The following is a 22,116-nucleotide window of genomic DNA, read 5'->3' as shown; positions in this document are numbered from 1 at the left end:
ATTGAAGAGAACCCTTCAAACCCGGACCAACGATTGGATGACGCCTGCCTTAGTAATTCATCTGGTGATAGTAGCGGCGAGTGGTCAGCGGGTGGTTTCGCACATTCTCCAGGTGGCAGCTAAGACGCTCGGTGATGGTGTAGATAACCAGCGGGGAGACGATCTTGCGGAACTCGGGCTTGGAGAAAGGCAGCTCGACGGTGGAAGTGTCGAAGGTGTTGACCTTAACCTTAACGCCCTTCTCGTCCTCAAGCAACTTGGTGAAGTTCATAACACGGTCCATCAGCGGACGGGTCTCATCCTCGCCATAGAGCATGATGATGCTGGTGTCGTTCTCGCACAGCTCGATGGTGCCGTGGAAGAATTCAGCCGCGTGAATCGACTTGGTCTTGATCCACTGCATCTCCTCGAGGATGCACATGGCGTAATCGTAGGCCTCGCCCCAAAGCATTCCAGAGCCAACGACCATGTGGTAGTCAACGTCCTTGAAGTCCTCGGCCATGGCCTTGGCAGGAGCCTCGTAAGTCTCCTTGGCCTTGATGAGGTACGGAGTGATCTGGGCGAACTCATCCATAAAGGTGTCGTAGTCAGCGAAGTCGCCGGCGTTCTTGAGGAAGCGTGCGAGCATGGTGATCTGATAGGTGTAAATCGCCTCGCACAGCACGTCGTCCTCGGCAAAGCTGAAGAACTTATAATCGGCGTACTCAGTCGCGGGGGTATTATCGTTGGAAACGTACATCACGGTACGGGCACCGTGCTCCTGGCAGTACTTCGCCGCCTCGATGATCTCGGGCGTGGTGCCGGTACGAGTGGAGAAGACGCAAACGGAATCCTTGTTGAAACGCTTGTGGCCCATAGCAAGGAACTCGGCAGCGATTACGCAGTGGGTCTCGATCTTGGACGTGGTGGTATCGAACCAGTACTGCATGGGAAGGGTGTGGGCCCAGGTGCCACCGCAGCCGATGAAGAAGATGTTGGAATAACCCTGCTCGCAGATCTCATCCACGGCCTTGTCGATCCGGGGACGAAGGGCGAGTGCATCGCCGACAACCTTCTCATAACGCGGAACATCAAAGTTGAACATGGCATTTCCTCCTTTATTTGTGCTGCCTTGCCTTTGAATCCCCCACCCCTGCTTCTTTCTCTGTTCTGGTGGGCTCTTCGTTGTCTGTATTATGTAATATAACGTATCGATATCAAAGCTGTAATACTATTAGTTCCGCGAACGGTGTTCATTATTCCTACCAACGCATTTACCTGCATATTTCAATTGTCTCAACTTGCCGTAAACGGTATATCGTTGCAAAACACAGAAAGACATATAGTCGTAATAGTTATATAGATCTTTTTAAACCATCTGCAGTACGTAACTAGATGGCACATAATATGCGACCGGCAACCACCGTATCTTTTATCGCCCAGATTTTTATTTTTGGCCGCTCTTTTCAATGCGCATATAGAAAAACGAAACCGTCCCGCCTTCTGCCTAACGCAAAAGACGGGACGGAACTTTGTAAATCTGGTCAGAACAATCTTACGATACCGCCCCGTTCAAGAGCCGGGGGGCAAATATCACGAAAGGCAATGGACTACAGCTCGATTTTCTGGTCTCTCGGAACCTGCCTGATCTCCATCTCGATTCCCGCCGACTTGAGCTCATCTATCATCTCGAGATCGGCGTCGCTCGCAAACACCGTTGGAGAAAGTCGATGTATCGCCTCTTTGCGCGGCTTAGTGCCTCCGATATTTATATGGGTTATCGCATCAAAACCCTTAGCGAGCCTATAAGCATCCTCAATGCTCTCAACAACGATGAACAGCCGATATTTATCGGTTACGCCACTTGATAGCGCCTTAATGGAATCATCGATAGATTTGATAACGAGCTTCACGCCCGACGGACGTGCCAATTTAAGCGTATTTTTGCGAACGTCATCTTTTACAACAGCGTCGCTGGCGACAAGGATGCAATCGGTGCCGAGTTCCTGCGTCCACGTCATCGCAACCTGACCATGAATCAGTCGATAATCAACCCTAAGCAGAGTAATCATTGTTAACCTTCCTTATTAGAACTCATCATCTGCTTCAGCTTCTTTTGGAACAACGCATAACTTAGTTCCGCTCTTACCTATCCTATCTACCAAATCTTCCAGCCCCTTATCATCGAGCGAGTCGAGACTTACAAGAACCTCGAGTACCAATGGGAGAGACATACCGGCAACGAGGCGAATCGACTGGTCGCCAAGACGACTCATGAACGCGTTGTTGACCGACCCTCCATAAATATCAGTAACGATGACCCATTCGTCCCCGTCCTCGCGGCCCTCTTCCCAACAATCTATCAGCGCCTCTACATCCATGGATTCGGAATCAACATATGCACAAAGGACATTGATTCGCGAATCCTCTCCGCAGAACATCTGAACGGTTTCTCGCATGGCTCTCGCTAGGGGACCATGACTGGCGAGAAGCAATTTCCTCATATAGCAACCTCATCTTTCTTCAATTACTTAAATGTATACTACGTATTATTTTGTATTGTTATTAGTAGTATGCAAATATTTTTTATGAGGTCAATCTCGTTCTTTTCATCATCCGCAAATGGCAAGCAATTACCCGTAAACGGCAAAAAGGCGCGTATGCAACAAGCAAAACGCGCCCACAAGCAACTATAAATACTGCTTAAAGATAGAATTTCAAACGCTCAGTGCAATACACCTGTCGTGAAAGAAAAATCGGCTGTCCTTCTGAATCACATCGCTTGTCGACAAACAAAAGCAAGGCGGCACCAGTCTCAACATTAAGATTCTCCGCCTCATAACCGTTGGCAAAGCAGACCTGTAAAGTTCTCTCATTCGATCCGAGCGATACCCCATGACTTTCAAGAACCTCCAAAAGCGAGCCGGATAAATCCTCGTGATCAAGAAAGGAAAGGGATGGGGCATAACTGTTGGTTTCCAAAACAGTCGGAACGCCATCGACCAGACGAAGCCTTCTTGTTTGAAGAATGTTCTCGTCCTCACGCACACCTAGGAAGCGCATGTCCTTAAGAGACGGGTATACCCATCCAGCTTGGAGCACTTTGGTAGAGGGCTTCTTTCCGGACAACATGCAAGAATGGGTAAAACTCTCCCTATCGTCAGCGGCATACGTATCGCGCTTCATGGTCACAAAAGTACCCTTTCCCCTGGTCCTTTCAACCATGTCAGCATCTTCGAGTTCCTTGATGGCAGCGCGCACCGTGATTCTACTAACGTCATACTGATCCATAAGGTCAGTTTCCGTAGGTAGTTTGTCTCCCTCTTTGAACACGCCGCCGTCAATCTTTTCCATAAGATCGTTAACAATCTGCTTGTATAGAGGGACTGCACTCATCGCCTTCACCATGATGACATCTACTTTCTACCTTCGCGTTCCTCAAGGCTTTCCCAGTTAACACCCAGTTGGTTAGCCTTATTTGAGAAAAAAACTTGAAATAATCGCCAAGCATCACTTGTTTGGAATAATGAACAGGGGACCCGGTGCTCATATATACGGTTTCGGTTAATATGAACATCGCGGCTTCGCCCTGCACGCCAAGGAGGGCCTTTTCCTCTTCAGTGGCGAGCCCTGCCTCCAAGACAATGGATGGGAAACAATTATCCTCCAGCTTAAGGCCGGTTTCCCGTTCTATAACCGAGTAGAGGGAAGCATCGTTCATATCGATATCCAGCAAAAAGGAAAAACGGGATGCGGGAAGAAAGATGTGCTCGATCATCACAGGGATGCGGTCAATGGATCGGATGCGTTTAAGATATACGGTCTTCTCCCCTTCTTTAAGACGAAGGTAATGGGAGACCGTAGACGGGGGATCGATAAGGGCTAATACCAAGACATTTGAGGATAACTCTATATTGTTAATGTTACAGAAATGACTAAAGCCCTTAAACGTGCTCAAACTCGATGTGACCTTTGCTTGCCTGACAAAAACACCCTTACCATGACGAACATCCAAAACGTCATCATCGATAAGCGTTTGAATCGCTTTGCGCACCGTCGCTCGGCTGACGTCATAATCGGAACAAAGAACGGTCTCGGAGGGAATCGCTCCATTTGCGGAGAACTCCCCTTTTTCGATTCGATTTTTCAAGTCCCTTGCAACCTGCAAATACAGAGGGACCGCACTGGCTGAAGTTATCACAGCAACCCCTATGGAAAGATTTAACATAATACATAATAAGATAACGTACTATGTAATGTTGTCCATACTAAATAGGGCAACGGTACCGATAATTCTGGCACCGTTGCCCTTTTTGGTTAAACTATGCAGTCTTGAGACGTATTAGCGGCGATTTGCGCGATAGAACTCAATCAAAGCCTTAGTAGAAGCATCCTGGGTATCCAGGGCCTCATCATCATGAAAGGCAGGGGTGATTTGCTTGGCAAGCTGCTTGCCCAACTCAACGCCCCACTGGTCGTAAGAATCGATTCCCCAGACCGTACCCTCGATAAAGGTAATGTGCTCGTACAGGGCGATAAGGGCGCCCAGCGCGTGCGGGGTGAGGTCGACGCCAAAGATGGACGTTGTGGGACGGTTGCCCTCGAAGCAGCGGGCGGGAACCATCCACTCGGCAGTGCCCTCGGCGCGTACCTCGTCAGCGGTCTTACCAAAAGCGAGGGCCTTTGTCTGGGCAAGGAAGTTACCCAGGAACAGCTCGTGGACGTCCTGGCCGTTGTCCTCGACCGCGTTGGGGGTATTCACAAACGCGATGAAGTCAGCGGGGACCATACGGGTGCCCTGGTGGATAAGCTGGTAGAAGGCGTGCTGGCCGTTGGTACCCGGCTCGCCCCAGAAGATCTCGCCGGTAGCGGTGGTGATGGGGGTGCCGTCCCAGCGGACATGCTTGCCGTTGGACTCCATGGTCAGCTGCTGCAGGTAAGCCGGGAAGCGGTGCAGGTACTGGTTGTACGGCAAAACGGCGTGGCTCTCGGCGCCAAAGAAATTGACGTACCAAACGTTCAAAAGGCCCATGAGCGCAACAACGTTCTTGTCGAACGGGGTGTTGACAAAGTACTGGTCCACCTCATGGAAGCCCTCGAGGAAGCCCTGGAAGCGCTCCGGCCCCAGTGCAACGATAAGGGACAGGCCCACAGCGGAGTCGACGGAGTAGCGACCGCCAACCCAGCTCCAAAAACCAAAAGCGTTCTCGGGATCGATGCCAAAATCCGCAACCAGGTCAAGCGCGGTGGACACGGCGACAAAGTGACGGCGAATCGCCTCGGCGTCCTGCTCGGGCGTGCCGTCGATAACGCCGGCGTCGCGCAAGCTCTTGAGCATCCAGGTCTTAGCCTCGCGCGCGTTGGTAAGGGTCTCGAGCGTTGTGAAGGTCTTGGAGACGACGATCACCAGCGTGGTCTCAGGGTCGAGGCCCTTGACCTTCTCGGCCATGTCGTTGGGGTCGATATTGGAGACGTAGGTGCAATCGATGCCGGCGTCAGCATAGGGTTTCAGGGCCTCGTACACCATGACCGGGCCAAGGTCGGAACCACCGATACCGATGGACAGCACATGCTCGATGCGCTTGCCGGAGACGCCCTTCCACTCACCGGAGCGGACGCGCTCTGCGAAGGCATACATGCGGTCGAGGACCTCGTGCACGTCGGCAACGACGTCCTGGCCGTCAACCATCAAGGTGCCGGCATCGCTTGCGGGGCGGCGCAGCGCGGTATGGAGAACGGCGCGGTCCTCAGTGGTGTTGATGTGCTCGCCGGCGAACATGGCGTCGCGACGGGCCTCGATGCCCAGCTCGGAAGCAAGGTCGAGCAAAAGCTTGACGGTCTCGTCGGTAATGAGGTTCTTGGAAAGGTCGAAGTGCAGATCGCCCAGGTCATAGCTCAGCTTGGCCACGCGATCGGGATCGGCAGCGAACCAATCCTTCAGGCTGATACCCTGGGAGACCAGCTCGTCATGATGCTTCTGCAACGCAGCCCACGCGGGGGTCTTGGTCGCATCGATGGGCGCGGAGACGGTTGTCATATGCTTCCTCCTTGTAATGGACGCGATGGAGCAGGCTCAGGCGCCCGCCCCGCTGGACGGCCCTCCCGTACGAGGCCGAATGTCCAACATCTCTATTGTATCCCTATTGCACCTCGCGCAGCCCGTCCTCGCCCAGAAACGCGGGCGCCGCCAACTTGGTATAGAACACCAGCCAGATGATCGATGCGCAAAAGCCTCCAAGCACGTCGGAAGCGTAGTGGACGCCAAGGTAGATTCGGCTGATGCCGATCATAACGATCACCGCGCTGAACGCGACCGTCAGCAGAAGGCGCTGGCGACGGTCCTGCTCGTAGTGCCACACCATCCAGACGATCAGCCCAAAGAACGCCATAGCTGCCATGGAGTGGCCCGAGGGAAAGCTGAAGCCCGACTCTACCACCAAACGGAATCCTTCGGGCCGCGGGCGCTGTATCAATGTCTTGAGCACCACGTTCAGCAAAACCGCAAGAGCAAGGTTGACCGTGCAAAACCAACCGGGACGCTTACCCGGTGCAAAGGCGGCGATTACCAAGAGCATGGCGATAAGCGAGACCGGGGTCGCCAGCGCGGAGAACGACTCCATGATGGGCGTCAACCAGTCTGAACGAAGGGTTTCGACCACAAGCCAGTAGGCCATCTGGTCGAGCTTCATCACCTCGCCTCGCAGGACATATGAGAGCAGGCCTAAAAAGATCGCGGCGCATGCGGTCACCAAGAGAATCGTCTTGTTATTCCTCGCAGCGCTCGCCACGCGACCCGCCATCTTCTCGCGCTCGCGAGGCGCCAACGGGCTCTGCTCGTCAAATTGCTTCATAGACAGCTCCTTGTAAATGCGGGATCGGTTTAAGCGCCAACCGCTCCGCAGCCTAAGGGTCGTATACGTTGCAGGGCATTGTAGCAAAAGGCTTTGACGTTCCACGCGTATAAGAGTACTATCGAACAGTAGTTCTACAAAACATGTGTTCGTGTAAGGGAGGCGCCGTGGCACAGAAGACCTATATATGTATTGACCTCAAAACGTTCTACGCCTCGGTCGAATGCGTCGACCGAGGGTGCGACCCCTTTACCACCAACCTAGTGGTAGCGGACCCGGACCGCAGCCACACCACCATCTGCCTGGCCATCACCCCCGCCATGAAAAGGCTGGGCATTCACAACCGCTGCCGTATATTTGAGATTCCGCCCGGAGTCGACTACATAATGGCCAAACCGCGCATGCGCCATTACATGGAGGTCTCGGCGCAGATCTACGGCATTTACCTGGAATACGTGAGCCCGGAAGACATCCATGCCTATTCGGTGGACGAGTGCTTCATCGATGCGACCCCCTACCTTAAGCTCTATCGCCAAACCGCGCGCGGGTTCGCCAAGACCCTTATGGACACCGTGCGGTCGCGCACGGGCATCTACGCCACAGCCGGCATAGGCCCCAATCTGTTTCTCGCGAAAGTCGCGCTGGATATCACCGCCAAGCACGTGGACGATGGCATAGGGGAACTTGACCAAGACGAGTTCAGGCGCACCATTTGGCGGCACCGCCCCATCACCGATATCTGGGGTATTGGCCCCGGCATCGCGGCACGGCTGGCAAAATACCATGTAGAGGACCTTATGGGCGTAGCCGCGCTGGATGAGAGCATCCTCTACCGCGAGCTTGGCGTCAACGCGGAATACCTCATCGACCACGCTCACGGCATCGAGCCGTGCACCATCGCCCAGATACACGCCTACCGACCCCAGGCAACCTCGCTGATGAACGGACAGGTGCTCTCACGCGATTACAGTTTTGAAGAAGCCCGCACCGTGATGCGCGAGATGGTGGACACCTCCGTGCTCGACCTGGTGGAGCGTAAGGTGGTGTGCGACCAGATCTCGCTCTACGTGGGCTACGGCCGCGACGAGGCGCCCAACCGGAATATCCCTTCTACCTGTATCGATTTCAAGACGCATAGCGCGCTGGACGACACGGTCATGATCGGAAAGGGGCGCGGCCGCATGCAGGGAGGACCTCTGTTCCGCGGAGAGCACGGGACCAGGCCGGCGGCGGGCTACGGCGCCTTCGAGCACGGCGGCGGGCAGCGAAAACTAAGCGAGAGGACAAGCTCGTTCAAAAGCCTCATGCCCTGCTTTGAACAGCTGTTTGACCAAACCATCGACCCCAGGCGCGCCATTCGCCGGGTAAACATAGGCTTTGGCAACCTGCTGCCGGAGGAATTTGCAACCTATAACCTGTTTACGGACCTCGAGGCCGAGGCGGAGGAGCGCAGCCTGCAGGAGGCGGTGCTGAGCGTGAAGCAGCGCTACGGCAAGAACGCCCTGCTTAAGGGAACCAGCTTTAAACAAGGTGCCACCGGGCGCGAGCGCAACGAACAGGTGGGAGGACACCGTGCCTAATAGCTTAGACCGCGAGCAGCCGGGCCACACCCGCGGCGGCAGACCGCGTGCGGACCGCGCCCAGCAGTTTATGCCCTTCGCAGCGCTCACGGGCTACTACCAGATGATTCGCGAGATGCAACGCGTGATCGAGGAGCGCCATGAGCTTACGGACGAGGAAGCCGCCGAGCTTGACAACGTGCTGGCGCAGGTTCACCGCGGGGACCTGGTGCGTGTGCGCTACTACGAGCGCGACGGCTATGTATCACGAACAGACATCGTCCGTCAAATCGATGCGACGCTGAGAAAGATGCGGCTGGAGCATATGGACATTCCCTTTGCGGACGTGCTCTCGGTAGAGATCGTAGGCCGCTCCGAATAGGCGTCCCGCGCGTCTCTTATCCCCCGTCGCGGCAGCCCGCAACGGACATAAACAAGCCGTCGTATTATGCAGCGCCGTGGCTTACGGTCTCCACTGGCTTCTCATCCAGAAAGATTTGTTTGCTTTATCTAGCTTTCTTCTTAACGGAGACATTGCTCTCATTTAAGTTATCCCTGTCTAACTTGCATGCGACCAAAGGGGGACCATGACGCGCGAGATCACCAAGCAGGCACTTGAAGCCGCGATCGTTCGCAACTGCTCGCCCATGCTCGCCGGCCTTAAGCCGGCATGCCTGTTCACGTTTCCCGGCGTCTTTTTGGCGCAGGGCGAGCACGTCGATAAGCAAGGGCTGGCACGCTCGAACCGCACGAGGCTCCTTGAAGAGCTGAAACCATGCGCCAAGGCGCTCGCACCAAGCGGCATCTCGCTGCGCGTTCTCACCTGGAGATCATGCGGGGCGCTGGTGTACGTCTACCGACCGGCCATGCTTAGGCGCTGGATCGCGGACCCGCATGCGGCGCGCCCTTTAAGGGAGATGGGCTACACCGCAAGCGACCTCGAGCGCGACCTTGACCGCCTGGCGCAGCGCCTGGGAGGCGAGGCAGCACCGCGCGGCGAGAAAGCGGACTGCCCCATGACCTGCAAGCACGCCGGCGGCCGCTGCAAGAAAGACTTCCCCCATGAGATCGGCTACTTCTTGGGATACCCCTATGAAGACGTCGCCGGTTTCATCCGCCACAAGGGCGAGCGCTACCTGGCGTTTGGCCAGTGGAAAGTCTACGCGAACGTCAGCAGCGCGTTGGAAACGTTCGCGCGGTACAAGCGGTGCACGGCAGACACCACATCCGCGTACCGCAGCGGCCGCGACCTGGGATCCCTCGCGGTCGCCGCCATGTAGGAAACCCCCGATGCGGGGCGAGAAGAAGGAGAACAAACCATGAGCAAGATCGCAGTTGTGTATTGGAGCGGCACCGGCAATACCGAGTCCATGGCCGCGTCGGTTGCGGACGGGGCGCGCGAGCAGGGAGCCGAGGTGGACCTGTTCCAGGTTTCCGATTTTGACGCCTCGATGCTGGAGAATTATGACGCTCTGGCGTTTGGCTGTCCCGCCATGGGATCGGAGGAGCTTGAGTCCGAGGAGTTCCAGCCGCTGTGGGACGAGGTAAAAGACCATCTTGGCGAGCGCAAGGTTGTGCTGTTTGGCAGCTATGAATGGGCTGATGGCGAGTGGCTTGAGAACTGGAAGGCGGATGCGGAGGACGCGAGCGTAAACGTTGTCGACTCGCTTGCCGTCTACGACGCCCCCGGCCCGCAGGAGCAGGCCGCCTGCCAGGCACTGGGTGCCGCGCTGGCATAGCCAAAGGCTGCCAAAAGGCTGCCGGACTGCCGTCAAGAGGCTGTCAAACAACGGTCAAAAGAGGCCCCAAATATAAGCGCACGGGCCAAGAGGGAAACGCCGGCGCTACAATAAAACCCGCGCGGGCGCACCAACCGTCTTCTTGCAAGCGGTGCGCGCCCGCGCTGTGTTTTGAACGCACGGGCCATGCTCTAAAAACTCGTCCAAAAACCCGCACGCCAAACACCCGTGCAGGCAAAAGGCGAGCCGACGGGCGAACCTGCAGATTGGAGCCTTATGAACGATTTTTCCTTCTACTCCCCCACCCGCTTTGTTTTTGGACGAAAAGCGACCGATAAGGTTGGCGAGACCCTGTCCGCCTCCGGATACCGCCGCGCGCTCATCGTCTACGGCCAGGGATCCGTGGCTCGCTTGGGCACGCTGGACCGCGTGGTGGCATCGCTTGACGCCGCGGGCGTGGAGCACGTTGAGCTGGGCGGCGTGCGCCCCAACCCGGAGATTGGCCTGGTCCGCGAGGGCGTCGAGCTTGCCCGCAAGCACGGCGTCGACGTCATCTTGCCCGTTGGCGGCGGCTCTGCCATGGACTGCGCAAAGGCTATCGCCCTGGGCGCGGTCTACGACGGCGACGTGTGGGACTTCTTCCGCAAGCGAGCCACGCCCGCCGCACGTGTCGACGTCGCCTGCGTGGTGACCATCCCGGCATCCGGTTCCGAGGCCTCCAATTCCTGCGTTATCAGCAACGACGAGGAGCATCTTAAGTGCGGTATCAACACGGACCTTAACCGTCCGGTTATCGCCATCCTTGATCCGGAGCTTACCTTCACGCTGCCCGCTTACCAGACCGCCGCGGGCGTGACCGATATGATCGCCCATATCATGGAGCGCTTCTTCTCCGGCGAGCCCGCCGTGGGCGCAACCGACAACATCGCATGCGGGCTGGTGCGCGCCGCCATGGACGCCGCGCCCAAGGTGATGGAGAACCCCGAGGACTACGACGCCCGCGCCGAGATCATGTGGGTGGGCACGCTCGCCCATAACGGTCTTGCCGGCTGCGGCCTGGGCATCCCCGGTCTGCGCGACGGCGACTGGACCTGCCACGGCCTTGAGCACGAGCTGTCCGCACTGGACACCAAGATCACCCACGGCGCCGGCCTGGCCGTGATCTTCCCCGCCTGGATGCGCTATGTGTGGCGCGAGCACCCCGAGCGCTTCTTGGAATTTGGCTCCCAGGTCTTTGGCATCGAGCCGGTCGATCCGGAAGTGGACGAGCTCGACGTGGAGGTCACGCCCGGGCAGGCCGTTGAGTATGCGGTCGAGGCCACCATCGATGAGCTGCAGGAATTCTTTGTCTCGCTGGGCATGCCCCGCACGCTGTCCGAGTTTGGCGTTACCGAAGACGACATCGAGAAGATGATGCCCGGCCTTAAGATCAACCGCGGCGAGAGCTTTGGCAGCTTTATGAAGCTCACGCTGGACGATGCGCGCGAGATCTACCGCAGCGCACTGTAAGCGCCCCCGTTTTTGCAGACGGCACCGCGCCGTAACCCCGGGACGACGCTGCGCGGGCGCCGTCCGAGGACCCGCCGCCGGCTTCCAGCGCGAGCCCTACACCTTGAGACCCGCAATAAGGACGCTTTTCCAGATCAAAAAGGCTGGAGAAGCGTCCTTTTTGTGGGTCTCATGAACACGGGGAGCTATTGATAGAGCCCTAATGCCCAAGCAGGCCGGCTCGCCTCGCCCGCAAGCTGCTCCGGACGCACCATGAACAGCTGGCCCACGCGCTGCTCCAAGCTCATGTTGGCCAAAAGCTGCGTAGGCGACTCTGCCTGCGAAGAGCCGGGTGCGTCGCTCAAAGCGCCAGAAGAGGCGACAGAAGCAGTGAAAGAAGAAGTGGACGAGGGAGAGGAAGAGCCGGGCGCTGGCGACCCGCTTTGCGCTGCGGGCGCGCACCCGGCAAGGGCGGCAGGAGCGATCGCGGCGGCTGCAAGCGCTCCGAGCCTTGAGATGCTCGTCTGTTTTAGCCAGCTATCAACGTAATTCACAGCAAGCCCTTTCTTGCATTTCTTGCGCTAGCCTGCCAAAAGAGCCTGGCAGGCCAGACCATGGACAACCCTCGCATGTGCATGGGAGTCGTTCAAACAAGGAACGTACACCAAGCGGGGTAAAAGCGCACGGGCCTCAAATAACTGCGCGGGCTCAGCGTCGGCTCGGTCTGCGTCTGACAAACCCGCGAGAAACGCAGGCGCTAGCTCATGGGGAACGTCATAGAGCGTCTCCAGGCAATCAAATGCGAATCCAGGGCAAATGCAGTATACGTCTCCCCCGTCTTGCCGAGCCTCGCGCGCGAGTTCACCAAGCCGACTTGTGGTGAAGGGGCCGAGCCATGTCCTGTTGTCCTCAAAGGGCGATTGATAAGAAAGCGACCAACGTTCTCGAGGAATCCCCAGCAATCGCGCAACGTCCTCACACGTCGCCTCAACCTGAGAAGAATAAGCATCGCCGGCCTCAACGTCCGTCAACGGAATGGAATGGAAAGAGAATGCAACGCGGTCTTTTGCCACGTTGAACCCGGCAGCGGCGACCGAGGAGGCAATCGCGTCCACATATACTTGGTAAGACCCGTAGGATTCAACCTCGCGCACGTCTGGAGACCAGCCCATCTCTTTAAGACACGAGCGTACCCTTCGAAGGGCCGACCCCGTGGTTGAATGGGCGCTTTGCGGATACAGGGGGATAACCGCCAGGCGCTGGCAGCCCTCCTGCCGCAAGCGCTCGAGCGCATCGCGAATGGAGGGATCGCCATATGACATGCCACAAACCACGCGACACCCCTCTGGAAAAACCGCGCGGTCATCATCAAACATGCGTTGCACGCCGCGCGAAAGCGATTGCGCATACACAACAAGCGGCGAGCCTTTATCTAGCCAGACTTCGCGATACTTTGCCGCCGAGGTCTTTTTTCTACAAGGCAATATGCACGCGTGCAAGATAAGCCACCATGGCAGCGCTGGCAGGGGACGTATCGCGCCATCCATAAGGAACTCGGAAAGATAGGCGCCCACCGCCTGGGGCGTCGGAGCGGCCGGAGAACCCGTATTCACCAGCAAAACACCTGTCTTTTCTTGAATCATAACGGCTCCCTTTTAGGCCATAGCGCGGTCCCTTTTCCATATGGCGGCGTACAGGCGGCAGGCCTCTCGCAGCCGGCCCGTCCGTAATGTGCGCAGCGTTAGTAGAGCGAATACCAGCCGTCGTGCTTTGCCACCGTCAAAGGAACGCTAAACAGGTCGCTCATAACTTCGCTGGTAAGCAGCCGCTCTTTGGAGCCATTAGCAAACACTGCGGCGTCCTTTATCAGCAGAATGCGATCGATTTCCGGGACGATGTCCTCTGGATAGTGGGTCACCAAAATGATGGAGCGGCCATCTTCCGCCAGGGTGCTCATAATCTGTCGCAGGTGGTACATGCCCTGCGGGTCAAGACCGGTACAGGGTTCGTCAAACACCAGCACCTGGGGGTCGCGAACAAGCTCGCGCGCCACCAGCACGCGGCGAACCTGGCCGGTAGAGAGCGTCATGATGTCGCGGTTCGCAAGGTCGCCTATACCCAGGCGCTCAAGAGCGTCCCGCGCGCGATCGCGAACCTCGCCATCCACGCTGACGCGCATGGGCAGGCCAAGCGTACCAAACACGCCGCCCATAACGATCTCGATCGCGGGCAGGTGGACGCGAACCTGATCGTGCATGGTGGCACTGACAATGCCCAGCGAAGAACGGATGTCCTCAAGCAACGGGCGCGCCTGGCCGCGAAACCTCACCGGCGGCTCCTCGCGAAACAAAGGGAACACCTCGCGCGTAAGCAGTTGGATAAACGTGGATTTGCCCGCGCCGTTGGGACCAAGCAGCGCCACATGCTCGCCCTCGTCCAATGAAAAGTCAGCAACGTGCAAAATGGTCTTGCCCGCACGCACCACCTCGGCGTCGCGAATCTGGAACAACGGCGCAGATGCGCAGCTGCCGGCCTGAGTCAACATGAAGCCCTCCCCCAAGTTGTAATGAGTTGTCTGCTATCTTACCCCTAACCTTATGGCACAACCTCCGCGCGAAAGAAGTTAACCATGTCAGAAATGCTCACCTTAGAGGCGTTTGAAGAGGCCTCGATCAAGGTCAAGGAAGTTACGCAGGAGACCAAGCTGGTCGAGAGCCCCTACCTTACTGCCGCAACGGGCAACCGCGTATGGCTCAAGCCCGAGAACATGCAGCGCACCGGAGCCTACAAGGTTCGCGGCGCGTACTACAAGATTTCCACCCTTACGCCCGAAGAGCTCTCGCGCGGCATCATCACCGCCAGCGCCGGCAACCACGCCCAGGGCGTCGCCTTCGCCGCCACGCGCGCGGGCGCGAAATCCATAGTGGTCATGCCCACCACCACGCCGCTCATCAAGGTCGAGCGCACCAAGGACTACGGTGCCGAGGTCGTTCTTCACGGCGACGTCTATGACGAGGCCTGCGAATACGCCATGCACCTGGCCGAGACCGAGGGCTACACCTTTATCCACCCCTTCAACGACCCCGTTGTCGCCACCGGCCAGGGCACCATCGCCATGGAGATCGTGCAGGAGCTGCCGCTTGTCGACACCATCTTGGTCCCCATCGGCGGCGGCGGGCTCTCCTGCGGAGTCTCCACCTTCGCCAAGCTCTACAACCCCAAAATCCGCGTCATCGGCGTTGAGCCAGCGGGCGCGGCGTGCATGAAGGCCTCCGTGGAAGCGGGCCATGTGGTCAAGCTCCCCGCAGCGAGCACCATCGCGGACGGAACCGCGGTCCTTGAACCCGGCGACCTGGTCTATCCGTATGTCCGCGACAACGTTGACGAGATTATCACGGTCGAGGACGAGGAACTCATCGTGTCGTTCCTGGATATGGTCGAGAACCACAAGATGGTGGTGGAGAACTCCGGCCTGCTCACCGTAGCGGCGCTGAAGCACCTCCCTCCCGAGAACAAGCGCGTTGTCTCCATCCTCTCCGGCGGAAACATGGACGTCATCACCATGTCCTCCGTGGTGCAGCACGGCCTGATCCAGCGCGGGCGCATCTTCACGGTCTGCGTGCTGCTGCCCGATCGACCCGGAATGCTCTTAAGCGTGGCGAGCATCATCGCGCGTGAGAACGGCAACGTCATCAAACTCGAGCACAACCAGTTCGTCGGCACCAACCGCAACGCCGCCGTCGAGCTGCGCGTCACGGTCGAGGCATTCGGCGAGGATCACAAAAGGCAGATTGTCGACGCGCTCGAGGCAGGCGGCTTCGACCCGTCCATCGTCCAAACATCGCTATAGTCTCTTCGGTAGGCAGTGTTATTTTTCGGCCGGCGGACACTTTGTTACAAAGAAGTGTCCGCTGGGTCTTTTTTATTGCACCACGCTAAAGCGCCCTGTAAAGTTTGCCCCAATGAGCAAATGCGAGGACAGGGCGAGTACGCGCCGCATCCATCCCACAGCAAGCGGGCAGTTTGAGAACCCGCGGTGGACGGCGAAGAAAAGACCCTCGAGCAGTCTTGGCAACGCAGCCGTCGCCCGCGGTCATCCCCGCGAAGGACGGACTCGCCAGTACCCAAGACCGGCCGCCACCGTTACCGGCATCGAGCGACGCGCACCTCCGCGGCCTCGCATTTCTCCCACCCGCAATAGCGCGCAGGCGTTTTTTGGAAGAGAGCGAGGACAAGGATGCAGCTGAGAAGCGATGCCATCAAGAAGGGGCTGGCCAGAGCGCCGCATCGCAGCCTTCTCAAGGCCGATGGATTGACGGATGAAGAACTCGATCGACCGCTGGTCGCCGTTGTCTCGTCCCAAAACGAAGTCATTCCCGGGCACATCCACCTGCAGCAGATCGCAGACGCCGTCAAAGCGGGCGTTCGCCTTGCCGGCGGCACCCCCCTGCAGGTCAACACCATTGGCGTATGCGACGGCATCGCCATGAACCACGAGGGCATGCACTATTCGCTCACCAGCCGCGAGGTCATCGCGGACTCGGTCGAATGCGCCGTGCAGGGCCACCAGTTCGACGCCATGGTCCTCATCCCCAGCTGCGACAAGATTGTTCCCGGCATGCTTATCGCGGCGTGCCGCTTGAACATCCCCACCGTTCTCATCTCCGGCGGCCCCATGCTTGCCGGCCGCGGCCGCTGTGGCGAGCAGACCGACCTCAACACGCTCTTTGATGCCGTGGGCCAGGTAACCGCCGGAACCATGACGCAGGAGGAATGCCATTGGCTCGAGGAGACCGCCTGCCCCACCTGCGGAAGCTGTTCGGGCATGTTCACCGCCAACTCCATCTGCTGCCTGTCCGAGGCCCTTGGCCTCGCGCTTCCCGGCAACGGCACCGTTCCGGCCGTCTACTCCGAGCGCATCCGCCTGGCAAAGCGCGCCGGCATGAAGGTGATGGACCTTCTAGAACAGGGCATCTGCGCTCGCGACCTTATAAACCCCGCATCCATTCATAACGGCATGGCGCTCGATATGGCTTTTGGCGGATCTACCAACACCATGCTCCATCTCACGGCTATCGCCCACGCGGCAGGCTGCCCCGTCACCATGGACGATTGGGACCGTGTTTCAGCGACCACGCCCAATATCGTCCGCATCGCCCCGGCGGGTCCCTTGCACATCCAGGACCTTAACAACGTGGGCGGTGTTCCCGCCATCATGCACGAGCTTTGGAGCGCCGGCGTGCTCGACACCAGCGCACTCACCTGCATGGGGCCGCTCGCAGACATCGTCCAAACCTATCCGCAGGCGGATGGCGAGGTGGTCCGCAGCCACGCAAACCCCTACTCTCCCGACGGCGGCCTTAAGGTTATGCGCGGCAACCTCGCACCGGACTGCGGCGTGGTCAAGAAGAGCGCCGTCTCCCAGGATATGCACTACCACCAGGGGCCCGCTCGCGTATTCGAGAGCGAGGAAGAAGCCTGCACCGCCATCTTTGGCGGCCAGATCAACCCCGGCGACGTAGTGGTCATTCGCTATGAGGGACCGGCCGGCGGCCCCGGCATGCGGGAGATGCTCACCCCCACCAGCGCCATATGCGGCATGGGCCTGGACAAATCCTGTGCGCTCATCACCGACGGTCGATTCTCCGGCGCCACCAAGGGCCCAGCCATTGGCCACGTGAGCCCAGAGGCCGCAGCGGGCGGCCCCATCGCCCTGGTGCAAGACGGCGACGTTATCACCATCGATATCGATGCGGGCACGCTCACCCTTGAGGTGGACGAGGACGAGCTGGCGCTTCGCCGCGCCGCTTGGCAGCCGCCCGCACCCAAGTACACCACCGGCGTACTCTCACGCTATGCCAAACTGGTAACCAGCGCAGATAAGGGGGCGTACCTCTCATGACAAACCTGGATGAAAAACTCGCCCGCCGCCAGCGCGCTATAGAGGGCAAGCCCTTTGGGCCGGGCAGCGCCACGGAGCATGAGGGCAAGACCATGTCCGGCGCGCAGGCCATCATCGCAAGCCTTGAGGCCGAAGGCGTCGACACCATCTTTGGCTATCCCGGCGGCCAGGCCATCAAGATTTACGACGCGCTGTATGACTCAAAGAAGATTCGCCACGTGCTGGCCCGCCACGAGCAGGGCGCCACGCACATGGCGGACGGCTACGCGCGCGCAACCGGCAAAGTCGGCGTAGTCCTGGTCACCAGCGGGCCGGGCGCCACCAACACCGTAACCGGCATCGCAACCGCCTTTATGGATTCCGTGCCCCTGGTGGTTATCACCGGCCAGGTCACACGCGGCGTCATCGGCACGGACGCATTCCAGGAATCCGACATTGTCGGCATCACCATGCCCGTGGTCAAGCACAGTTTCCTGCTGCAGTCTTGCGACGACCTCACCCGCACATTCCGCGAGGCCTTCTACATCGCCTCCACCGGTCGCCCCGGCCCCGTGCTGATCGACATCCCCAGCGACCTTTCGGGCTCCCAAATGGTCTTCCACTACCCGGATTCCATAAACATTCCCAGCTACAAGCCCACCTACAAGGGCAACGCCAAGCAAGTGCGCCAGGCCGCGAACCTGATAGAGTCCGCCAAGCGCCCGTTGATCTACGCTGGCGGCGGCATTGTCTCAAGCCACGCCTGCGCCGAACTGACGCAGCTGGCGGAGCACATGCGCATCCCGGTGGTCACCTCGCTTATGGGCAAGGGCGCCATGCGCTGCTCCAATCCGCTCAACCTGGGACCCGTGGGCATGCACGGCTCCAAGTACGCCAACATGGCGGTCACCGAATGCGACCTGCTCATCGCCGTGGGCGCGCGCTTCTCCGATCGCGTCACCGGCAAAGTCTCCGAGTTCGCGCCGCACGCCAAGATCATCCACATCGACATCGACCCGGCGGAGATCGGCAAGATCATCGACCCGGCCGTCCCCATCGTGGGCGATGCCAAGGTGGTGCTTGGCGCAATCTGCGATCGCCTTGCAAAAGACGGCGCCGCGCCCATCGATCAAGAGTGGGAGAAGACCGTCTTTTCTTGGCGCGATCGCTGGCCGTTCTACGCCGCAGACTTCGCTGACTATCCGGACAAGATCGCACCTGAGATCGTCCTCTCCAAACTGTCCGATAAGCTAGATCCGGAGGCTTCTATCGTCACCACCGAAGTAGGACAGCACCAGATGTGGGCGCACCAGAATATCCATCGCGAGCACGCCCGCACCTTCATCTCCTCGGGCGGTCTGGGCACCATGGGCTTTGGCTTCCCCGCGGCCATCGGCGCTCAGATCGGCTGTCCGCAAGACCAGGTGGTCTGCATCGCAGGCGACGGTTCCTTCCAGATGAACTCGCAGGAGATGGCCACGGCCGCCATCAACCGCGTACCCCTTAAGGTAGTCATCATCGACAACCGTGCGCTCGGTATGGTCCACCAGTGGCAGAGCCTCTTCTATGACCATCGCTTCTCCTTCACGGAACTGGATGCCAACCCGGACTTCGTGAAGCTGGCTGACGCATATGGCTGGCAGGCCATGCGCATCGAGCATCCAGACCAGGTCGACGAGGCGCTCGATACCATGCTCGCCTCCGACGGCCCGTTCCTGCTCGACGTCATCATCCCAACCGAGCAGACCGTCTACCCCATGGTCGCCCCCGGCGCCGCGCTCGACGACATCATCGGCGCGCTCGACGTCACCCTAGGCGGCGTGCGCGTCAGCGAAAAGGGCTTTGGTTCAACGCCCTCTCCATTTGCAAATAAGGAGGACGAGTAGCCATGATTCACATCCTCTCCGTTCTCGTCGAGAACAAAAGCGGCGTTCTGTCACGCGTCACGGGCATGATCAGCCGTCGCGGCTTCAACATCGAATCGCTGACCGTCGCCCCCACCGAGGACGAGACCCTTTCTCGCATGACCATCATTGTGGAAGCGGACGAGGTGAGCTTCGAGCAGATTACCAAGCAGCTTCACAAGCTCGTCGCGGTGTACAAGATCTCCGACCTCACCCATTCCGATGCCATCGAGCGCGAGCTCGTTCTATTCAAAGTTCAGGCCCCGCCCGAGCGTCGCCACGAAATCATCGAGATCGCCGGCATCTTCCGCGCCAACATCGTCGACGTGGGCAAAAACACGCTCACCATCGAGGCGACCGGAACCGCCAGCAAACTCGATGCCATGGAGGACCTCTTCCGAAGCTACGGCATCAAGCAGCTCACCCGAACCGGCAAGATCGCCATGTCGCGCGGCGCGCACGATCAGTAAGCGCCCTCGCCAACCGTCTCACCAAGCGCGCCCGCGCTTATGAGAAATAGGCTTAACGCAAGCCATGCACACACAAACACCAGCAGGTACGTATGTAAGGAGAACAAGGAAATGGCAGTTACCGTTTACTACGACCAGGATTGCAAGCCCGAGGTCATCCAGGGAAAGAAAATCGCCATCATCGGCTACGGCTCTCAAGGCCACGCCCACGCGCTCAATCTCATGGACTCCGGCTGCGACGTCCGCGTCGGCTTGCGCGAGGGTTCCTCGTCCGCTCAGAAGGCTGCCGAGGCCGGCCTCAAGGTCATGGGCATGGCAGAGGCCGCGGCCGAGGCCGACGTCATCATGATCCTCACCCCCGATGAGACCCAGCCCAAGGTCTACGAAGAGTTCATCGCTCCCAACCTCAAGGCCGGCGATACCCTGGCCTTCGCCCATGGCTTCAACATCCACTACGGCTACATCAAGGCTCCCGAGGACGTCAACGTCATCATGTGCGCCCCCAAGGGACCCGGACATATCGTTCGCCGTCAGTTCACCGAGGGCTCCGGCGTGCCCGATCTGGCCTGCGTGGCCCAAGACGCTACCGGCGATGCCTGGGATATCGCCCTGGCCTATTGCTGGGGTGTCGGCGGCGGCCGTTCCGGAATCCTCAAGGCGACCTTTGCCCAGGAGACCGAAGAGGACCTCTTTGGCGAGCAGGCTGTTCTCTGCGGTGGCCTGGTCGAGCTGGTCAAGGCTGGATTCGAGACCCTTACCGAGGCCGGTTACCCCGAGGAGCTCGCCTACTTCGAGTGCTATCACGAGATGAAGATGATCGTCGACCTCATGTATGAGAGCGGCATCCACTTCATGAACTACTCCATCTCCAACACCGCCGAGTACGGTGAGTACTACGCCGGCCCCAAGGTCATCAACGATGAGAGCCGCGCCGCCATGAAGCAGATCCTGGCCCGCATCCAGGATGGCAGCTTTGCCCAGGAATTTGTGGACGATTGCAACAACAACCACAAGTGGCTCCTTGAGCAGCGCGAAGCCATCAACACGCACCCCATCGAGACCACCGGTGAGAAGATCCGTTCAATGTTCAGCTGGATCAAGAAATAGAAGCTCGAATCCGCATCTCCTGCTTGATGCCCTCTATCTTCTTGCAAAGGCTTCTATTAAACAGATCGACGCCTCCTCCCCATCTTATCTGTACCGAGCACCGTGCGCCCGCAGCCATCAAACTGGCTGCGGGCGCCCGCTTTTGTTAGCAGAGTGATTTTGATTGCAGCAGCTCTTGCATCATGCATGCAGCGTATCCAAGGTCGCGGCCGGCACGGATCAGATCGACGCCGGCTCGAAACACCTCATCGCCAAATAATCTGAACGAGCGCCAAATAATCGCCTGGTGTAGTAACGGAGCCGTGCCAAATAATCGCTTAGTGCGGAGATTTGGACAAATATTGAGTTAGTGCGGTTTGAAGGCGCTTCTGGTCGTCGCTCTTATGCATCATACAAATCGACGCAACTCATTTACCTCGTATGATGCAAACTCAATATTCACATGGTACCTTGACGAACCATCATCATCCCGCACTAAACCATTATTTGTCACGCTAGAGACCGCACTAACGCATTATTTGGCCAAACCTCCGCACTAACTCACTTTTTGTCCCAACTGGATTCCGCCAGGAAACCCCCGAAGCGCTGCGCCAGGTCACGTGTTGGCCCAATCCAGCAGAGGAGCAATGAAAACCGGTAAGCTCAGTCATCGCGAGCTTACGCGCACGAGACGATATGAGAAAGCCATTGAAGGGAAAGCCTCCCCGCGGCATACGGGGTCGCGGGCTGGGCGGGAACAATGGTTGTGTATCGTCAACCTGCGGTGCCGCCGTACCGCACGTATGGGAGGAGGCTCCCATGACCTATATTACCTCCATCGGCCTCGACGCACACGCGCGCTCCGTCTCGGCATGCGCCTTCGACCCGTTCACCGGCGAGGCGGCCCAGAGGAGGTTCGGCACCGACGCCGGCGAGATCGCGGAGTGGATCCTGGGCTTCGAGAGCCCCAAGGCGGTCTACGAGAGCGGCCCGACTGGCTTCGCCCTGTGCCGCGAGCTGCGCGCGCTGGGCGTCGACTGCGTCGTGGGCGCCGTCTCGAGGATGCAGAAGCCGTCGGCCGAGAAGAGGCGCAAGAACGACAGGCGCGACGCCGCCTTCCCGGCGCGCCTGCTCGCCACCCGCAACATCGTCGAGGTGT

The 22,116-nt window shown here is 58.7% G+C and carries 20 protein-coding genes and 1 pseudogene; 11 read left to right on the top strand and 10 right to left on the bottom strand.

What is annotated here, in order from left to right:
* Nucleotides 1-49: 49 nt before the first annotated feature.
* The 7 genes from HMPREF9452_RS00770 to HMPREF9452_RS00740 form a co-directional block, all read right to left on the bottom strand.
* Nucleotides 50-1,084, bottom strand: coding sequence for an SIS domain-containing protein (locus HMPREF9452_RS00770; protein ID WP_009140183.1), 1,035 nt, complete (start codon nt 1,082-1,084; stop codon nt 50-52).
* A 505-nt stretch (nt 1,085-1,589) separates the two neighbouring features.
* Entirely contained in the window at nt 1,590-2,051 is a 462-nt protein-coding gene (locus HMPREF9452_RS00765) for a PTS sugar transporter subunit IIB (protein WP_009140182.1), read from the bottom strand.
* A 15-nt stretch (nt 2,052-2,066) separates the two neighbouring features.
* A complete protein-coding gene (locus tag HMPREF9452_RS00760) occupies nt 2,067-2,483 on the bottom strand; it encodes a PTS sugar transporter subunit IIA (RefSeq protein ID WP_009140181.1) in 417 nt (138 codons plus the stop codon).
* Nucleotides 2,484-2,682: 199 nt separating this feature from the next.
* Nucleotides 2,683-3,387 carry a GntR family transcriptional regulator gene (locus HMPREF9452_RS00755; protein WP_009140180.1) on the bottom strand — a complete coding sequence of 235 codons (705 nt, stop codon included), beginning with the start codon at nt 3,385-3,387 and terminating at the stop codon, nt 2,683-2,685.
* Nucleotides 3,341-4,180: a GntR family transcriptional regulator gene (locus HMPREF9452_RS00750; protein WP_009140179.1), complete on the bottom strand. Its 840-nt coding sequence runs from the start codon at nt 4,178-4,180 to the stop codon at nt 3,341-3,343. The genes HMPREF9452_RS00755 and HMPREF9452_RS00750 overlap by 47 nt, the downstream gene beginning before the upstream one ends.
* A 141-nt stretch (nt 4,181-4,321) precedes the next feature.
* A complete protein-coding gene (gene pgi, locus HMPREF9452_RS00745; RefSeq protein WP_009140178.1) occupies nt 4,322-6,016 on the bottom strand; it encodes a glucose-6-phosphate isomerase in 1,695 nt (564 codons plus the stop codon).
* Nucleotides 6,017-6,119: 103 nt separating this feature from the next.
* Nucleotides 6,120-6,830 (bottom strand): phosphatase PAP2 family protein, encoded by a 711-nt coding sequence (locus HMPREF9452_RS00740; RefSeq protein ID WP_009140177.1) that lies wholly within the window; start codon nt 6,828-6,830, stop codon nt 6,120-6,122.
* A gap of 143 nt (nt 6,831-6,973) precedes the next feature.
* On the opposite strand from HMPREF9452_RS00740, the gene HMPREF9452_RS00735 reads away from it, so the two are divergent.
* The 5 genes from HMPREF9452_RS00735 (at nt 6,974) to HMPREF9452_RS00715 (ending at nt 11,637) form a co-directional block, all read left to right on the top strand.
* On the top strand, nt 6,974-8,410 hold the full coding sequence (locus tag HMPREF9452_RS00735) for a Y-family DNA polymerase (protein WP_040362076.1): 1,437 nt from the start codon (nt 6,974-6,976) through the stop codon (nt 8,408-8,410).
* Complete coding sequence (locus tag HMPREF9452_RS00730) at nt 8,403-8,771, top strand: YolD-like family protein (RefSeq protein ID WP_009140175.1); 369 nt, start codon at nt 8,403-8,405, stop codon at nt 8,769-8,771. The genes HMPREF9452_RS00735 and HMPREF9452_RS00730 overlap by 8 nt, the downstream gene beginning before the upstream one ends.
* A 205-nt stretch (nt 8,772-8,976) precedes the next feature.
* Nucleotides 8,977-9,669 carry a DUF3793 family protein gene (locus HMPREF9452_RS00725; protein ID WP_009140174.1) on the top strand — a complete coding sequence of 231 codons (693 nt, stop codon included), beginning with the start codon at nt 8,977-8,979 and terminating at the stop codon, nt 9,667-9,669.
* Nucleotides 9,670-9,708: 39 nt separating this feature from the next.
* Nucleotides 9,709-10,128: a flavodoxin gene (locus HMPREF9452_RS00720; protein ID WP_009140173.1), complete on the top strand. Its 420-nt coding sequence runs from the start codon at nt 9,709-9,711 to the stop codon at nt 10,126-10,128.
* Between the two features lie 276 nt (nt 10,129-10,404).
* A complete protein-coding gene (locus HMPREF9452_RS00715; protein ID WP_009140172.1) occupies nt 10,405-11,637 on the top strand; it encodes an iron-containing alcohol dehydrogenase in 1,233 nt (410 codons plus the stop codon).
* Nucleotides 11,638-11,822: 185 nt separating this feature from the next.
* Here HMPREF9452_RS00715 and HMPREF9452_RS11710 read toward each other — a convergent pair whose 3' ends face one another.
* From HMPREF9452_RS11710 to HMPREF9452_RS00700, 3 genes are all read right to left on the bottom strand, one after another.
* Nucleotides 11,823-12,170 carry a hypothetical protein gene (locus HMPREF9452_RS11710; RefSeq protein WP_147568189.1) on the bottom strand — a complete coding sequence of 116 codons (348 nt, stop codon included), beginning with the start codon at nt 12,168-12,170 and terminating at the stop codon, nt 11,823-11,825.
* 27 nt (nt 12,171-12,197) lie between these two features.
* A complete protein-coding gene (gene hemH, locus HMPREF9452_RS00705) occupies nt 12,198-13,259 on the bottom strand; it encodes a ferrochelatase (RefSeq protein WP_009140170.1) in 1,062 nt (353 codons plus the stop codon).
* A 98-nt stretch (nt 13,260-13,357) separates the two neighbouring features.
* A complete protein-coding gene (locus HMPREF9452_RS00700) occupies nt 13,358-14,161 on the bottom strand; it encodes an ABC transporter ATP-binding protein (RefSeq protein ID WP_009140169.1) in 804 nt (267 codons plus the stop codon).
* Between the two features lie 84 nt (nt 14,162-14,245).
* On the opposite strand from HMPREF9452_RS00700, the gene ilvA reads away from it, so the two are divergent.
* The 6 genes and pseudogenes from ilvA to HMPREF9452_RS11900 form a co-directional block, all read left to right on the top strand.
* On the top strand, nt 14,246-15,466 hold the full coding sequence (ilvA, locus tag HMPREF9452_RS00695; RefSeq protein ID WP_040362075.1) for a threonine ammonia-lyase: 1,221 nt from the start codon (nt 14,246-14,248) through the stop codon (nt 15,464-15,466).
* Nucleotides 15,467-15,853: 387 nt separating this feature from the next.
* Entirely contained in the window at nt 15,854-17,518 is a 1,665-nt protein-coding gene (gene ilvD, locus HMPREF9452_RS00690) for a dihydroxy-acid dehydratase (protein WP_009140167.1), read from the top strand.
* On the top strand, nt 17,515-19,383 hold the full coding sequence (ilvB, locus tag HMPREF9452_RS00685) for a biosynthetic-type acetolactate synthase large subunit (protein ID WP_009140166.1): 1,869 nt from the start codon (nt 17,515-17,517) through the stop codon (nt 19,381-19,383). The genes ilvD and ilvB overlap by 4 nt, the downstream gene beginning before the upstream one ends.
* 2 nt (nt 19,384-19,385) lie before the next feature.
* The gene (gene ilvN / locus HMPREF9452_RS00680; protein ID WP_009140165.1) at nt 19,386-19,871 is read left to right on the top strand and encodes an acetolactate synthase small subunit; all 486 of its coding nucleotides are present in this window, start codon (nt 19,386-19,388) and stop codon (nt 19,869-19,871) included.
* 39 nt (nt 19,872-19,910) lie between these two features.
* The gene (gene ilvC / locus HMPREF9452_RS00675; RefSeq protein WP_083821650.1) at nt 19,911-20,978 is read left to right on the top strand and encodes a ketol-acid reductoisomerase; all 1,068 of its coding nucleotides are present in this window, start codon (nt 19,911-19,913) and stop codon (nt 20,976-20,978) included.
* A gap of 798 nt (nt 20,979-21,776) precedes the next feature.
* Nucleotides 21,777-22,116: pseudogene (locus HMPREF9452_RS11900) on the top strand (IS110 family transposase); the annotation flags it as partial.

It is taken from the genome of Collinsella tanakaei YIT 12063 (assembly GCF_000225705.1).
In the GTDB taxonomy this organism is placed as follows: Bacteria; Actinomycetota; Coriobacteriia; order Coriobacteriales; family Coriobacteriaceae; genus Collinsella; species Collinsella tanakaei.
The sequence above is the reverse complement of the archived record's forward strand: the minus strand, read 5'-3'. Positions and strand labels throughout refer to the sequence as shown.

Coding starts and splice junctions, on each gene's coding strand:
- HMPREF9452_RS00770 (WP_009140183.1), bottom strand. CDS start 1,084: ATGTTCAACTTTGATGTTCCGCGTTATGAGAAGGTTGTCGGCGATGCA.
- HMPREF9452_RS00765 (WP_009140182.1), bottom strand. CDS start 2,051: ATGATTACTCTGCTTAGGGTTGATTATCGACTGATTCATGGTCAGGTT.
- HMPREF9452_RS00760 (WP_009140181.1), bottom strand. CDS start 2,483: ATGAGGAAATTGCTTCTCGCCAGTCATGGTCCCCTAGCGAGAGCCATG.
- HMPREF9452_RS00755 (WP_009140180.1), bottom strand. CDS start 3,387: ATGGTGAAGGCGATGAGTGCAGTCCCTCTATACAAGCAGATTGTTAAC.
- pgi (WP_009140178.1), bottom strand. CDS start 6,016: ATGACAACCGTCTCCGCGCCCATCGATGCGACCAAGACCCCCGCGTGG.
- HMPREF9452_RS00740 (WP_009140177.1), bottom strand. CDS start 6,830: ATGAAGCAATTTGACGAGCAGAGCCCGTTGGCGCCTCGCGAGCGCGAG.
- HMPREF9452_RS00735 (WP_040362076.1), top strand. CDS start 6,974: ATGTGTTCGTGTAAGGGAGGCGCCGTGGCACAGAAGACCTATATATGT.
- HMPREF9452_RS00725 (WP_009140174.1), top strand. CDS start 8,977: ATGACGCGCGAGATCACCAAGCAGGCACTTGAAGCCGCGATCGTTCGC.
- HMPREF9452_RS00720 (WP_009140173.1), top strand. CDS start 9,709: ATGAGCAAGATCGCAGTTGTGTATTGGAGCGGCACCGGCAATACCGAG.
- HMPREF9452_RS00715 (WP_009140172.1), top strand. CDS start 10,405: ATGAACGATTTTTCCTTCTACTCCCCCACCCGCTTTGTTTTTGGACGA.
- hemH (WP_009140170.1), bottom strand. CDS start 13,259: ATGATTCAAGAAAAGACAGGTGTTTTGCTGGTGAATACGGGTTCTCCG.
- HMPREF9452_RS00700 (WP_009140169.1), bottom strand. CDS start 14,161: ATGTTGACTCAGGCCGGCAGCTGCGCATCTGCGCCGTTGTTCCAGATT.
- ilvA (WP_040362075.1), top strand. CDS start 14,246: ATGTCAGAAATGCTCACCTTAGAGGCGTTTGAAGAGGCCTCGATCAAG.
- ilvD (WP_009140167.1), top strand. CDS start 15,854: ATGCAGCTGAGAAGCGATGCCATCAAGAAGGGGCTGGCCAGAGCGCCG.
- ilvB (WP_009140166.1), top strand. CDS start 17,515: ATGACAAACCTGGATGAAAAACTCGCCCGCCGCCAGCGCGCTATAGAG.
- ilvN (WP_009140165.1), top strand. CDS start 19,386: ATGATTCACATCCTCTCCGTTCTCGTCGAGAACAAAAGCGGCGTTCTG.
- ilvC (WP_083821650.1), top strand. CDS start 19,911: ATGAGAAATAGGCTTAACGCAAGCCATGCACACACAAACACCAGCAGG.